The organism is Candidatus Melainabacteria bacterium (genome assembly GCA_003963305.1).
In the GTDB taxonomy this organism is placed as follows: Bacteria; Cyanobacteriota; Vampirovibrionia; order Obscuribacterales; family Obscuribacteraceae; genus PALSA-1081.
Window position 1 is genome coordinate 104,836 of record RXJR01000011.1, and the last position, 13,423, is coordinate 118,258.

Below are 13,423 nucleotides of genomic sequence, written 5' to 3' on the forward strand. Positions count from 1 at the left end.
CTTTGTTCGTAGTCTAAACACGTCAGCCAAATCACCCGTCACTAACCGCTGGAGATAACGAATGCTTTTAGGAAAATTGCCTGCTTCAAACAATAACGACGAACAGCACGTTTTTCGTATGATCGGTGCCTCTGCAGACGTCGTAAGTTCCTGCAAAGCGACCATGGCAGCGCACGGATTTGGCGGTTTCATCTCTTACGGACAGAATTTCGTTTGCTCAAAAAGCGTGGAAGGGTCGCAATCTGCAGTTGTCGTCTACGTTGAGTGCACGATGGTGCACCCCGACCTCTACCAGATCTCTTTCAGAAAATCAGAGTCACGCTCAGCCTCATTGCTCGGACAACTGGTGCACAAAAAACTGGAACGCGTTAAGGGCGCACTAGAGAGAAAAGCCGCCTAGAAAGAATCTGCAACTCCCTAGAAAGCAGCATCGCCAGAACGGTTCAACTTTCTGGCTCGCGTCACAAGCGTGTCACGAGAGTATGCAATTATGATTAAGTCACCGATGAACCCCGGCGACACCAGGTTAAGGAAGCTGCATCGCAGCTTCGATTTTGAGGTGAACAAATTATGGCAGGCGATAAAGTCGATCCACGTGCAGAGAAGGCTTGTGCAGAACCTGGATTTTGGCAAGCGCTTGGAGAAAAGCTTCATCTCGTCGATAAATCTTGCAATCAGGCCGTTGAAGCAATGAAGCCGCCCACCAATGCCAATGCCCAGAGAGAACTGCCGAACCTGTTGATTGAAGGAATTGAAGGGGCGAAGCGCCAGGGACGCACTGGAACCATCAATAAGCAAGAAGCTGAGATGTTGAAAGAGATTTAGAGCGATAAGCGCTCACGTCAGACAAGTTAGTTAGGGAACGAAAAAGCGGGTCTTTGATCCGCTTTTTTGACATCCGCCTTTATTGTGCGAGACTCATCAACTACAAGTTCATCTATGTTTGACTTGGAGCAAACATCTTCACATTCAATGCATTGAAAGAGTCGGCATTATTGTTGAACAGAAGCGGTGGCGATTTGTCAAAAGTCAATGATGATGATGATGATGATCTTGTTGTTGTAGATTGTGTTGACGTTGCTGATTTATCGAACTGAAGCGGAACAGCATTTTCAAACGAAAGCTGTCCACCACGCTCAAAACCTGCTATCGCTCCGTCGGCGAAGCCAGCAACGCGCAAAGGTTCCGGCGCCCGGTCGTATACCTGAACCGAATACTCAACAGGTCTGGCATTTTGCTGGAAATGAGCTTTCATAATCGAACCTCGCAATTTCGATGAGGTTCCATAAAAATGTCACAGGAATATGGAAAAGTCGTGACCCAGAATTTACTGCCCCGAAAGCGGTATCACGGGTATTCCCGATCGAACTAGAGGGTTCTGCGGGATGGCAGGTGAGGAAGGCACATTTGGAGCCTGAAGATTGGCATCGTTGACAGGCGCGGTCTGAGGACGATTGAATAAATTAGTGTCGAGACGGGGATTCGGCATGCCTCTCAGCGCGAACGAATTGACAATGACAATTTTCCAGATCGTATACGCTGAAAGCAAAACCAAAAGCCCTGCAACTGCGCCTACAACTCTCGACCCACCTTCGCGATGCCCGAGAACGACTGAGTAAGCAGCAAATGCTAGAAAGATGGTGGCGGATACGACACCAATTAAAACAAACAAACGTGACAGCCGTCGCACGGTCGGCAACGGTCCCTGAAAGTCGTAGATGCTCTGCTGGAGCGGCTTCGGATAGTAAGCCGGGTCAGGAGTTGCATTCATATTCAATTGCTTGCGATTTATACTGATTTCTCGCCAGCTTTGCCCACTTGCAATTGATGTCTTCTTATTCCAATCATATGCATTGAGTCCGTCCAGTTTCGGATATGGTGCCAAAACCTGCTGAATCTGTTCAAGCTGATTATCTGTTGGATTGAGATTTGCAAATTGCTGACCCGATAGCAAATTAACACCGAGAATGCCCTGGATAGCCGCAAGCTGACGCGCAGAAAGCTGGTCGGGACGAATCGTCACCATCGACCCTGTGGTTTGTTTTCTAAAGGCAATATCTCGCTGTTGATTTTGCGTACGATGTAGATAAGCAACTGTGGTATCACGCCCGATCCGTACTCCAAAATCCGGATGATGAACGCCGGTACTTTTGTCTGCACCATCAAGTGGATTGGTAACAGGTTTAGGTTTAGAAGCTAGAGGATCGCCTGCAGTAACAGAAGCTTGTGGAGTCCAGTTTCCATCGCCGATTGGTGGCGGTTGTGGTATCGGATTTGGATTCGTCAACTCAGGAGGTTCTGGAATTCTATTTTGAGAATGAGCAGGTTGTATCAAAACGAAATGGCTGATTGCGACAACTGTTATGAGTGGAGCTGAACATTCACGCAACATCTGACTACTCCGCTAGACCGTGACCGTAAACCATAGGCTAGCGATGCGATCAGGAAAACTTTGGAATTAATTCCATAAAAAATGTGGATTTCGTATTCGCCACATCAAATGCTGGTTTAACAATGTCAATCGAAAACTCATCTCAATTGCAGATTCGCCATACGAAATTATCAACGTTGTAGATTTCGCCGTGAATAGTTGCAAGAGCAAGAGTGTAGAGACTACCGTTCAAAACATAACTGTCAAATGTCGGAGATGTTTTTCTCTGCGCATTCTCTGGAACCAGGACATCTGCATTATCTCGCGCCGTTATAAAATCAACAGAATCAGACATCAACATCACCACAAAGCTAACCTCGACTGCGATGATGCTACTGAAAAAATCAGTAATATTTGTCGAATTGAATGGTGGATTGAATGGTTGATTGATTGGTGGATTGATTGGTGGATTGATTGACCGAAATCTTGCTCAGTTCCTTACTCAATCAAATATATTTATCTGACACGATAAACGTACTGTCGCGCAAACGCTTGAGAGTCGCGCAGCCACAAATTGCCGTCCTGATCAACAGATGGGGTAAAGTTGAGCTGCTTCTTCGGCTGTCCCGCAGAAGTCAACAAGAACCACTTGCCATCAGAACTCAGGCGCCAGATCGATTTGTCTGGAAAAGTAATTTCGCGCAACCGCATCGATCGTTCATCGTATCGATATTCAAAAGTATGTCCCGTAGGACGAACAACGCGTAGCACTTGTCCATCTGCACCAGATATGACACTGGTTCCATCAGATAGTATTTGCAAGAAGTTACCGAGCTCGACGTCATCGACGGCTCTCGGATATACCATTCTTACGGTGCCATCATCATGGAGCGCCGCAAGGAATCCTGAAACTTCAGTGCTCATCGATATCACCTGGATAGTATTGAAAATTCATATACACCGCTTAACAAGCTTGTTTGAATTGTAGTGGTTGTTCGGATCGATTTGAATGCAGAGGTTTTTTAACTCTACTGCGCAGTTGTATAAATTGCGTAGACTACACGCTCAGGCGGGATGTGATGAGAATCTTCTCCACTAAGCGATATATCGGAACAAAGCCCAAAAGATATTTTGCAGCGAGTTAGCTGAAAAGTAAGGTCGGGCAAGCCTGAAAATCATGAAACATCAAACAAGGAAGTCGACTCGACGAAAGTCGACTCCATCGTTGATTCGTTCAAAAGCCTAACCCGGTTGAACTCTTAGCGGGCGATGATCTGGCGCAAAAAACGACGTGGAAGCATTATCAGGATCCCCTACCGGATATCCAGGACCTACCTCTGGATCAGGGTCCTTTGTTGACCGTGGATCGTGCGCACCATCTCGTGGTTGAGTCCGAGGGTCAGGTCCAGTTCCTGGGGGCAGGTCAAATGGCGGAACAGGATCAATCAAGCCCGGAAGAATATCACGCGGATCAAGCTTACGTGGACCCGCAACGGCATCGTGGTAAGAAGACTTTCCCTCATCATCCTTATAACGAATATCAAGAGTCCCAGTCGTTCCCTTTTCATTTCCGGTGTATGTAATATCAAAATTGTCCAACATTTCCTTCAGTTCCGGATCTTTTGCGGCCTTCCTATCCGCCAATCTCATCTGCTCCAGAAAAGTGGTCCACTCACCGTCGTTGCGATGTTCGCGCCAAAAATTATCTACATCTGCAAAAGCTTGACTGGCGTTATGGTTTTGCAGGTCATTAATAACCTTATTGACAGTGTCGGTTACGTCGGCGGGTACACATTCATCCTTTGAAAATTCTCTCGGTCCTGGCATGGTGGTTCTCCTGGTAAGGTGTTTAAGCGCTTGTCAAGACTAATAAAAAAGTCCATAAAATTTGTAGAATTCGCATCGCTAGATTGATCTTTAACCATGGTGGCAAATCGGTGCGTCACTAATTAAATGAAAAATGACACTTCTGACCAATCTATAATAATCACCTAAATAGTTTTTTTCGGTCATATCACCCCCAAAAGAAGAAGAAAAGGAAGAAGAAGTAGTAGTAGTAGTAGTAGTAGTAGTGGTGCGCATCACAAGTAAGCTCATGATGCGCACACCAAACTTATCCACAACAAATTGGAATTACGCGTTACTTGCTATTCGGCAGGCGTAATTCGTTGACAAGCAAGGCAGGCAGCGCGCGCCAGTACGGCAATCAGTGCAAAGCGAACGCGATCGACCGGATCCAGGCTGTTATCGAATTGAAATAACATGCCTTGGACAGAATTTTCCTCTAGACAAACCTGAAGGAAACCCACGACTACTGATGCCGTTCGCTCCTCGTAACGCTCGACTTGAGCGCCTTTCTTCACCAACCAGCACTCATTGAACACTGACTCGAAAAGCGCTGAGGCATCGTAAAGCTCGACGCGCAGCAAGTTTGAGATTCGAGCGCCAGTCCAACTCCAGCCGGCTATCGCAACGGCGCCATATCGAATTTCGTCAAGGAACCACGAAGATTGTATGTCATCCGCTGCCGGTAAAGTGAGAGTGACATCGCTAGGAAATGTAAGCAGCAGAAAACGCGAATCGGCGATGTCCCCTTCATTAAGCACTGCTGAAGTCAGACGTTTTGCCCAGCGTTTCTCCAAACGCTCCAATACTTCCTTTTGGCGTTCACCGCTGGCCCAATCTGAATTCGACGCTTTCAGTACGCCGAATGCGGCAACAACATCGTACATGATGCGAGACTTACCCAAAGCTGCCAACACAATCCGAATGTGTTCTTGGAAGAGACCAGCTGTACCCGGGCGATTCGAGGTTTGATTGCTCATTGAAAGTCACTTTCTTACTATGCAGATGATGATTTGCAAGAGACAGACAAACAGACAAACTCAACTTCGATATTTCCCCCTTCCATTTCGATCTTTGCAGAATCTTGATTGCAATCAGAGATGTCGACCACTATTTGATGACGTTACCTCCGATTTTGCATCCATCCGACGTAATTCCCTTGTCGATGTCTGCCTCCGAGAGCAGTCGGCAATAGATAGAGCTGGCGATAGTCTCGAACACTTCATCCGGCATAAATGCATCATGTCGAGAGAAAAAACGGAACGTTCGCATCCCGCTGTCCCGTGCAGAATTGAACTCTGCGGCAGGCGCCAAGCGAATCGGTTCACATGTTGTCGTCGTGATTGCATTCAACTGTGTCTCAGATAAGATTGGCGCCACCTGACCGGGTAGTTCCATACCAAGCAACTCTTCGCGCATTTCTCTGCGAGGATCGATCTCGAAATATCGAGAATCTTGGCTAGCAAAGAAGCTCATAACTTGCTGAATGTACCGAGCCTCAACCTGAAATCGAGCATCATTGCCATCCTCGAATGACGTTGCGTTGAATTCGCGAACCAAAAATTGCATACCGAGGGATGTAAGCTCACCACCGCCGCCGAGACTCTTGTAAACAGCAGCACCGGTTTTGGCAGAGCCTCGATTCAACAATGACAGATACATAGGAGCGTGTCTGTTACTACTTATCTGCCTTATCAAGACAGCGTAGGAGAACCGAACCAGACCTTGCAATTCCATGTTGTTCTTCCTTCTATAGGTTTACATACTGGTCAACAGAATTAGAATTGAATTGGCATAACGTGCTCGTTTAACTGACTGCGCACCAACCGAACAGTATTGGTGCGCAGCCGTTCAAGAAACGCAGATCAGGAGGACTCATGACGCTGACACGAAAGTACTGCGTAACGAGCCAACGCAGAGATAGCCGCAAATTTTAACCGTTTTGGGTAAGAAGGCTCCGCCGAGCGCAGGATGCGCTCAACCGAGAACTCATCCAAGCCACGCTGCAAAGCTTCCACGACCCGACCGACAAACACTCGGTCTACCGATATGATGGCTGCACAGGTAACACGCACGCCGGTCGGAACGAGATACGATTCGTTCCAAATTGCATCCAGTAGCACGGAGTTCGCAAGGTCATGGCGAAGCAACTGCGAAATGCGCCCATCTTGCATCGATACAGCCGACAGTGCTACGGCCGCATAACGCAGCTCGTCAGCGAAGAGAACGGAGTCGAGATTGGCTTCCTTCGCATCTGTCAGAACAACACGGACCGAGTTAGAACCGAGCAGAAGGCTCGCATCGGCAAAATCATCATCCGTCACAGTAGTCGACACCGACACATCGGGGTGTCGGCCGACAAGTCTGTGCATACAGGCACTACGTTTATCATCGTAGCTCCAGTGAGGGCAGTTTGCAGCGAGATATTGCAGACTGCCGACGACAGCAGCGAAACTAGTAGCATCCGCAGATTTCAACAGTGCTTTGATCTGGGTTTGAACGAGCTGATTAGAGAACATTTCGAACTTCCTTTATTGCTTTCATTGGACGGATAAGGAATTAACATCACCCAACTGCTGTTTTCGAACTGAATCTCGCTCCTTTCTTTGGAAAAGTAGACGCTAAATGAATAGTCACAATCCACCTTCCTACATAAACAAGCACCGGTTTCGGTGCCTGTTTATTACTGACCCTGAATATCTATCAAAGCCTGACGAGCCAAGCCCGCAACGCAAGCGCAACGGAGCTTCAACACTGATTGCTCCATCGAATCTGCAATGTCCGGCAAAATCCCATGAACTGGATATTGAGCGAGTCTTCGGTTGAGCAGATCCGTGGTTCCCCGCACGAAAGAGCGTTCCGCTTCTAACAGTCCGGTATAAACCGCATTCTTGCCGGTCTTAACGAAAACTGCTTCACCGAAAGCTCTCTCCAACATTGATGCTCCACCGGGGTGGGGAAGCAATAGCGCTTGCACGCGCATAGTGGACAAAGTGGCTGCCGCCAGAGCAATCGAGGCAAAACGCAACACTTCATCAGATGGCACAGAATTCTGCGCCTGTTCTTCAGCTCCATCAATTACCCGCACCTGCTCCAGAGGTACAGTGAACAAGAGCAGAAATGCGTTCGCTCTATCCGCTTCGGTTACGTCACACCGGCACAGGTCATCGGTCCACTTTTGCTGCAACTCGTTCAGTGCCGCACCTGGCGCAGCAGCCGATGCCCACAGAGACTGACGACTGGCAAGTGCCAACAGCCCGCCGTAAACAGAAGCAAATTGTTGCGACAGTGAGGCATCTGTCATCATTTTGCTAATTAGTTCAAATACGTCATCGAACATTTTTCTCTCACTTTCTCGATAAAATAGAATCGAACGAAGACAAGATGCTCGAGCGACTATGTGATGAACCCCACAGTCGCTCGAGGCGAAACAATCAGTTGTGCTTGACCCACCTTCCGGCAGAGGCAGACCACGTCCAGAGAACAGCACAGACATCGGGTGACGAGTACGCAGCAATCCTGAAGGAGAAACCCAGGTACTTGCACGCCTCTGCGCAACATTGAAATGCTTCAAAGAACCAATCAACCTGCAGTATCTGCGGAAGAGAGCATACCCTTTCGTCTAAAACGAGATTAAGGACGATTGCGCCTTTCGGACTGTCATCACAATCAAGAGGATCGACAGTCAACTTTGCTTGCTGAATTGCATAGGTAGCAAAATTGTTTCTCGAATCTTGATTCGCCGCAAAGTGAAACCAGACACGTGACAGCCCAAGCCATCGCAGCATCGAGATCCACCAGACCTTGTTATCCCGCACCCGCTCACGATCGCCGACACATTTGTCGGCTAGAACAAGTATGGACAGCGTACGCAAGCACGCTTCGTATACTGATCGCTCTTCATCGCTACGACAGTCAGGCATTTCAAGGCCGTGTTCTCTAAGTACGCCACTGGTGCGATGATAACGAATCGGATACGACACCAATCGTCTGTGCTTCTCTGGTACATCCATCTCAGCGAGTATTCGGTCCATCTCAATCGCACCCTGAATATGATGAACCTCAGCTACGGATCCATCAGACGCAACCTCCGTTATACCTTTACACAAATCATGAAACTGACAAGCGATAGGCACTGAATACTCTTTCTCCACGCGAGTGAATGTGCCCGGGTAGAACCTCTCTATCTCTGCAACCAATGCTAAACCCATACGCATGACCGGCTTACCATGTCGTTCCAGATCATGAATGGTCTTACCGCGACTCCTGCTATCCGCAATTGTGTATAGGTCCTTGATGTCGCTCCGACTGTCGAGAGTTGGGAAAATCAATCCCAACTGCTCATCTGCTACTTCCGATGACACAGAAAATCCTTTCGTATGCAGTCGTCCCCTGAATTGGAGCGGCTGCCACTCTCAAATTGAGATTCGAACGAATTGATAGGGATGAAAACCAGTGACAAAACGCTGTTGCCACTGGATGGTGAAAGTACTTACCTAGAAGATTGCTTTACCTTGATTTTGTTTGGCATTGCGAGCAGCCAAATCAGATAGAACTCTTCCTCGATTTGAACAACATGTGGCACTCCAGTGAATGTGTAGTAATTTTCCCCGGGTGTGGGGAAGTCCCAACAGAAATAGGAATTACCATGAATCGCGCGAATTACACACGACACACGCTTCATGCCACCAGTGCAGAGGGCCGCAAGCACATCACCGTATTTGCTTTGAGCGATAGCAAAATTGCCACTGTCAAAACTTGCACGGCAACCTTGAAAATGAAAGATGGCACTGTCGAGATTTTCCGAAGGCATTGCAACGCTCAACCGAATCAGCAAATCGTGAGCACTAGAAAGAGCGACGAAGGCTTCTGCCGTAGAGGCAGAGTCGAGCGGAGGATTAAGCATCGCCAGCTCACCTAATGCCCCTGCTAATATCGATGAAGACGGATTCGCTCCCAAGAACTTTATATGGTAGGACATGATCTTGATTCCTCATTTCTACTCAGACTGAACATGGTTTGCTTAGATTTGAACAGGACTGAGTGCATGACTTTCTGCGACGGCGGTCCAGGAAGTCATGCACTGACTTAAGGTTGGGGGCTCAGCTAGCTCTCACGGAGCGTCAGAGCCATCGCGCTTTACGCAACAAAGACTCAGGGTCCAGAGGTTTTATCAGCAGAAGCGGTTCCGTGTGCAGAACGACCAACGTGCGATCCTGCTGTGCCTCGCCAAGGAGGGCGCTCGTGTACTGCAAGCTGAATCCGATTCTTTCAAGAAAAGCACTGATACGCACCAGATGATCAAGCGAACAATCGCCGAACTTAACTACACGTGGACAATCGTTATAGTAAGGTCCTCTGGCGTGCAACTCTGTGAGAGTCCGCCCAACCAGCGAAAAGAATGGTTCTCCCAGTTTGACCATGCGATCAAGCAGTTCCGTCGCCTGAGTGACGTCACCGTTAGCCGGTAGTTTATCGTCAAACCCCAGAATCTGTGCGGAAAACGTCAGCACCCGAACTGCATCCTGCACGCTGTCATCACGCCACGAGTAATTTGCCTGTTGAATCTTCAATCCTTCCACAATGTCGTTCGGAGAACCAACGAAACCGAGCAACTGAAATTCACACCACTCGAACAGACGAACGGATCTGCTCACGACGTCGTAAGCAGATCCAAATTCACGATTTGCAGTGGCAACAGTTTGCTGCCACCGACTGGTTGATCTGTCATTCATCTCGAAAGTGTCCTTTACTATTCGATTCGGTTTACTGGAATTTGAATATTGAATAATCTGCGTGACCTTTCAATCACGCCCGACAAGATTTGAGTCACTGCGACTCGGTGCCAAGAATTTAGTTAGATGTGATGTATGGCTTTTGAGGGGTTCTCCAATGAATAAAAAGAAAATTGACGATCGCCTAGACACTAACATCTACACAGCGACAAAATGCAAGAAAAACTATGCTCAAAGATGCTCCACATTGCGGAAATCACCATATTTGGTGCATTCATTCATCCATCAGCCTCGCAGAATTCGCGCCAGAAGAGCTCCACTTCATTAACACACAACTGATGGATACGCGTCTGATTGCTAATGTTCAGAGCTGGTGCAAGGTGCGTAAACTTCGCTCACTCGGGGTCAGCGAAATAGATGAACAAAAGTTTGCACAGCTAGTTCAGCACAGGTACATTAATCAGCATGGTTGCTCTAGCTGTAAAAAAAGCGTCGCTCAAAAGACGCCGAGCCTGGCAAAGTGCAGAACTCGCTAATTCACAGCGCAAAGCAGTCTTCAGACACCTTGATTTCATGCCAGAATTAAACGTAGTTTGCAAACACAATCCTCTCCTCATTTTCAGAGCGAACCCGCACAGTAATCTCACCACTATCAAGCCAACAATATGAATTCAACGACCGCTGAACTGAGGTTGTTGAATTGTGCCGGGGTGAAGCTCACTCCTTAATCTGGAAAAACCAGGTTAGTCGCACCTCGATAACATCCACGAATTTCTTTTCGCACGTGCAGCACGAACATCTCCCCGGTGTTCGCGCTGCTATTTCGTTTCGACCGCCGATCAGGCAGGTCACAAATTCATTCTGCTGACAACAGCCAAACAGAAAGGTTTCAAATGAACATCAAGACCGAAACGAATGGGATTGGGTCAGGGAGCTTCGTCACGCCGGGTCTAGACAACCTGCCGAATGGGATCCTCAAGTACCGTTACGACCGGAGCAATGTGACTGCTTCGCATGTCCATATAGGATTGGGATCGTTTGCGCTTGCTCACATCGCCGCTATCGCTGATAAGTACATGTCTGAAACTGGAAATCTCGATTGGGGGATCATCGGGGTCGCGATGCACAATCGTGGCACCATAGATGGACTCAAGAAAGCACAGAATCGGATCGTTCTCGTTCAAAGGGAAAATGAAACCGAGACCGTTTCTGTGCTTGGTTCGCTACTGGAGACAATATTCGTGCCGGACGATCCAGCACTGCTTATCAAAACCATAGCCAGGCCCATGACCAAACTGTTGACGTTCACAGTCACATCCAGCGGACACTACATGCGCGATCAAACGGGAACGCTGAATATGACAGCCACTGAAATCGTGCATGACCTTGATTATCGAGGTGATCCGAGTGATTCTCCCAAAACGATCTATTGGGTGATTGCAAAAGCACTGGAAGAGCGAATGAAACTAGAGGATCAAAGTGGCGTTCCGCTGCCTCTAACGGTCCTTTCGCTCGACAACATTCCCACCAATTCGAAGGCTCTGAAGAAAGCCGCAATACAGTACATCAGAGCCAGTTACGAAAACCCGCACAAATTGCTCGAATGGATTGAAAATCGAGTCGACTTTCGGGTCACCGTAGTGGATCGGATTACGCCCAAGGATACAGTCGAGTTTCACGATGAATTTGTAGCCCAGTACGGATTCGACCCAACGGTACTGATTGCGACCGAAAAGAAGTGGCAACTCGCCGTTGAGAAAGGTCGCTTCTGGGTTCCAGAATGGACAAAGATAGGAGTAAAGGAAGTTGAGGACATCCAGAAGATCTGGCAAGCAAAGTTCTTCGGGCTCAATGCAGCCCACCAGATTCTAGGAACCTTTGGACTTCGGCTCGGACTGCAATTCATTCACGAAGCGATGGAAATACCGGAACTGGCAGAACTGGTCGCTCTTTTCCACCGCGAGCTAGGGACTTTCCTCGGATACGATGTGATGAAAGAGTACGGAGAAACCGTTCGCAGCCGATTCGCCGATCGGGCACTCAAGGACCAAAACCGGCGCGTAGTCAAGGACGCACGGAAGAAAGCATCGGAGCGAGTTGCCTACGCGTTCGAGATGGTGCTCGAAAACAGCAATGGTGCTATCTTAGCTCGGGCGGCAACGTTTACTTTCGCTGGCTGGTTATTGAACATCGACTGCGTCGATGAGCGAGGAATCGAGTTTGTACAAGACGATCCAGATCTGGTGCGCCTCAAAGAAATCTCTGACGACATCGCACAGTGGCTGCGCGGAGAGCAAGAGGACCGTGGAGTCGCGCACATTCTTCGTCACATCGGTGAACTATTCGGTGACAACCGCATGATCATGCTTGCCAGCAAAAGCAGCTTCGTACAAGAATTGGCATGGTCGCTCAGAGAACTAGCGGCGTCCGGAACTATTGTCGCAACGCGAAAGCTGCTCAGCAGCTCACGCTAAACCTACCTCCCCGAGGACAGATATAACTGCCTCGGGGGGATCCAACTCGATGTATTACTCCCGTAAAAGAAACGTAGCAAAGGAATCCTGTAATGATTACACAACAAGAACGAGAGAAACTGGCTCTGGCAATGTCCCAGAGCGGAACAGGCGATCTTGATCGAGTTCTCGCATTCGCAGATCAGGCAATCGTGCCTGTTGAAAATATCCTCCAGCTCATTCAAGTGCGAGCAACACACCCGGCGCAAATCTGGGACATGGACGGAACGCTAGCGGACTCCGAGCCGGTAGCATTTTCGGCTTGCGCGGCGGTGATGAATCGTCTGGGCAAGCGAAAAGGACATGATTTTGGGTTCACCGGTCCGTCTTTGCTCGAGAAATATGTAGGACGATCATTCTCGGCTATGGTCAGAGAGCTTCAAATGATCTACAACTTCGATATCAGCGAATCCGAACTTCGATACTATGCCGACATGGAAAAACGGATGGTCATGAATCACTTCAGAAATTGCGGACTAGGTGCTACCCCCGGCAGCAAGGATCTGGTCCAGATAAGCATCGCTGTAGGTTTCCGCATTGCCATTGCCAGCAGCAGCACACTACCTCGCATCCTGCTATGCAAGAGATTGCTGGGCTTGGACTGCATCTCGGACACGCTATGCTTTAGCGGCACTGATATGGGGAAATCAAAACCGGCACCAGATGTCTATTTGAAAGCCGCTGCTGCCTTAGATGCCGCACCAGACCAATGCATCTCCTTCGAAGACGAAGAACCCGGTGTGCAAGCAGCTCATGCTGCAGGAATCGGTATGAAGCTAGGCATTATCGTCCTTACACCTCCAGCTCGGAGAACCGACCATATAAATCGGCTGCGCGTGAAAAATGTGGATGCAGTAGCAGAAGACTTCAGGGAGATGCCGGCTCTGATGTATCGACTCTCGCAAAACTCAGTCTTGTAATTGAGTTGAATAAATCAAGGAAACCGTGGGCGAGCCACG

The 13,423-nt window shown here is 48.5% G+C and carries 16 protein-coding genes; 4 read left to right on the forward strand and 12 right to left on the reverse strand.

Annotation, left to right across the window (positions count from 1 at the left end; genetic code table 11):
* The first annotated feature begins 61 nt into the window (after nt 1-61).
* Complete coding sequence (locus tag EKK48_13905) at nt 62-400, forward strand: hypothetical protein (GenBank protein ID RTL41454.1); 339 nt, start codon at nt 62-64, stop codon at nt 398-400.
* A gap of 170 nt (nt 401-570) precedes the next feature.
* Nucleotides 571-825, forward strand: a complete 255-nt coding sequence (locus EKK48_13910; protein RTL41455.1) for a hypothetical protein — start codon at nt 571-573, stop codon at nt 823-825.
* A gap of 112 nt (nt 826-937) precedes the next feature.
* Here the strand turns inward: EKK48_13910 and EKK48_13915 are convergent, their stop codons facing one another.
* The 12 genes from EKK48_13915 to EKK48_13970 all read right to left on the reverse strand — a co-directional run bounded on the left by EKK48_13915 (nt 938) and on the right by EKK48_13970 (nt 9,951).
* Nucleotides 938-1,255 carry a hypothetical protein gene (locus EKK48_13915; GenBank protein ID RTL41456.1) on the reverse strand — a complete coding sequence of 106 codons (318 nt, stop codon included), beginning with the start codon at nt 1,253-1,255 and terminating at the stop codon, nt 938-940.
* A gap of 72 nt (nt 1,256-1,327) precedes the next feature.
* Nucleotides 1,328-2,392 (reverse strand): hypothetical protein, encoded by a 1,065-nt coding sequence (locus tag EKK48_13920; protein RTL41457.1) that lies wholly within the window; start codon nt 2,390-2,392, stop codon nt 1,328-1,330.
* Nucleotides 2,393-2,534: 142 nt separating this feature from the next.
* Complete coding sequence (locus EKK48_13925; GenBank protein ID RTL41458.1) at nt 2,535-2,726, reverse strand: hypothetical protein; 192 nt, start codon at nt 2,724-2,726, stop codon at nt 2,535-2,537.
* Nucleotides 2,727-2,887: 161 nt separating this feature from the next.
* A complete protein-coding gene (locus EKK48_13930; GenBank protein RTL41459.1) occupies nt 2,888-3,295 on the reverse strand; it encodes a hypothetical protein in 408 nt (135 codons plus the stop codon).
* A gap of 318 nt (nt 3,296-3,613) precedes the next feature.
* Nucleotides 3,614-4,198 carry a hypothetical protein gene (locus EKK48_13935; protein RTL41460.1) on the reverse strand — a complete coding sequence of 195 codons (585 nt, stop codon included), beginning with the start codon at nt 4,196-4,198 and terminating at the stop codon, nt 3,614-3,616.
* A gap of 320 nt (nt 4,199-4,518) precedes the next feature.
* The gene (locus tag EKK48_13940) at nt 4,519-5,196 is read right to left on the reverse strand and encodes a hypothetical protein (GenBank protein RTL41461.1); all 678 of its coding nucleotides are present in this window, start codon (nt 5,194-5,196) and stop codon (nt 4,519-4,521) included.
* 130 nt (nt 5,197-5,326) lie between these two features.
* The gene (locus EKK48_13945) at nt 5,327-5,953 is read right to left on the reverse strand and encodes a hypothetical protein (protein ID RTL41462.1); all 627 of its coding nucleotides are present in this window, start codon (nt 5,951-5,953) and stop codon (nt 5,327-5,329) included.
* Nucleotides 5,954-6,081: 128 nt separating this feature from the next.
* Nucleotides 6,082-6,735 carry a hypothetical protein gene (locus EKK48_13950; protein ID RTL41463.1) on the reverse strand — a complete coding sequence of 218 codons (654 nt, stop codon included), beginning with the start codon at nt 6,733-6,735 and terminating at the stop codon, nt 6,082-6,084.
* A gap of 164 nt (nt 6,736-6,899) precedes the next feature.
* A complete protein-coding gene (locus tag EKK48_13955; GenBank protein RTL41464.1) occupies nt 6,900-7,556 on the reverse strand; it encodes a hypothetical protein in 657 nt (218 codons plus the stop codon).
* Between the two features lie 94 nt (nt 7,557-7,650).
* The gene (locus EKK48_13960) at nt 7,651-8,580 is read right to left on the reverse strand and encodes a hypothetical protein (GenBank protein RTL41465.1); all 930 of its coding nucleotides are present in this window, start codon (nt 8,578-8,580) and stop codon (nt 7,651-7,653) included.
* A gap of 128 nt (nt 8,581-8,708) precedes the next feature.
* The gene (locus tag EKK48_13965) at nt 8,709-9,197 is read right to left on the reverse strand and encodes a hypothetical protein (GenBank protein ID RTL41466.1); all 489 of its coding nucleotides are present in this window, start codon (nt 9,195-9,197) and stop codon (nt 8,709-8,711) included.
* 142 nt (nt 9,198-9,339) lie between these two features.
* The gene (locus EKK48_13970; GenBank protein RTL41467.1) at nt 9,340-9,951 is read right to left on the reverse strand and encodes a hypothetical protein; all 612 of its coding nucleotides are present in this window, start codon (nt 9,949-9,951) and stop codon (nt 9,340-9,342) included.
* Nucleotides 9,952-10,844: 893 nt separating this feature from the next.
* On the opposite strand from EKK48_13970, the gene EKK48_13975 reads away from it, so the two are divergent.
* Together EKK48_13975 and EKK48_13980 are read left to right on the forward strand one after the other, a co-directional pair.
* A complete protein-coding gene (locus EKK48_13975) occupies nt 10,845-12,425 on the forward strand; it encodes a hypothetical protein (protein RTL41468.1) in 1,581 nt (526 codons plus the stop codon).
* Between the two features lie 92 nt (nt 12,426-12,517).
* Nucleotides 12,518-13,384 (forward strand): HAD family phosphatase, encoded by an 867-nt coding sequence (locus tag EKK48_13980; protein ID RTL41469.1) that lies wholly within the window; start codon nt 12,518-12,520, stop codon nt 13,382-13,384.
* The last annotated feature ends 39 nt before the right edge of the window (nt 13,385-13,423 follow it).

What these genes read in the sequence shown, in the direction of transcription:
- EKK48_13950 (RTL41463.1), bottom strand. Translation starts at nt 6,735, where the DNA reads ATGTTCTCTAATCAGCTCGTTCAAACCCAGATCAAAGCACTGTTGAAA.
- EKK48_13955 (RTL41464.1), bottom strand. Translation starts at nt 7,556, where the DNA reads ATGTTCGATGACGTATTTGAACTAATTAGCAAAATGATGACAGATGCC.
- EKK48_13975 (RTL41468.1), top strand. Translation starts at nt 10,845, where the DNA reads ATGAACATCAAGACCGAAACGAATGGGATTGGGTCAGGGAGCTTCGTC.
- EKK48_13970 (RTL41467.1), bottom strand. Translation starts at nt 9,951, where the DNA reads ATGAATGACAGATCAACCAGTCGGTGGCAGCAAACTGTTGCCACTGCA.
- EKK48_13945 (RTL41462.1), bottom strand. Translation starts at nt 5,953, where the DNA reads ATGGAATTGCAAGGTCTGGTTCGGTTCTCCTACGCTGTCTTGATAAGG.
- EKK48_13965 (RTL41466.1), bottom strand. Translation starts at nt 9,197, where the DNA reads ATGTCCTACCATATAAAGTTCTTGGGAGCGAATCCGTCTTCATCGATA.
- EKK48_13930 (RTL41459.1), bottom strand. Translation starts at nt 3,295, where the DNA reads ATGAGCACTGAAGTTTCAGGATTCCTTGCGGCGCTCCATGATGATGGC.
- EKK48_13915 (RTL41456.1), bottom strand. Translation starts at nt 1,255, where the DNA reads ATGAAAGCTCATTTCCAGCAAAATGCCAGACCTGTTGAGTATTCGGTT.
- EKK48_13905 (RTL41454.1), top strand. Translation starts at nt 62, where the DNA reads ATGCTTTTAGGAAAATTGCCTGCTTCAAACAATAACGACGAACAGCAC.
- EKK48_13925 (RTL41458.1), bottom strand. Translation starts at nt 2,726, where the DNA reads ATGTCTGATTCTGTTGATTTTATAACGGCGCGAGATAATGCAGATGTC.
- EKK48_13920 (RTL41457.1), bottom strand. Translation starts at nt 2,392, where the DNA reads ATGTTGCGTGAATGTTCAGCTCCACTCATAACAGTTGTCGCAATCAGC.
- EKK48_13935 (RTL41460.1), bottom strand. Translation starts at nt 4,198, where the DNA reads ATGCCAGGACCGAGAGAATTTTCAAAGGATGAATGTGTACCCGCCGAC.
- EKK48_13980 (RTL41469.1), top strand. Translation starts at nt 12,518, where the DNA reads ATGATTACACAACAAGAACGAGAGAAACTGGCTCTGGCAATGTCCCAG.
- EKK48_13940 (RTL41461.1), bottom strand. Translation starts at nt 5,196, where the DNA reads ATGAGCAATCAAACCTCGAATCGCCCGGGTACAGCTGGTCTCTTCCAA.
- EKK48_13910 (RTL41455.1), top strand. Translation starts at nt 571, where the DNA reads ATGGCAGGCGATAAAGTCGATCCACGTGCAGAGAAGGCTTGTGCAGAA.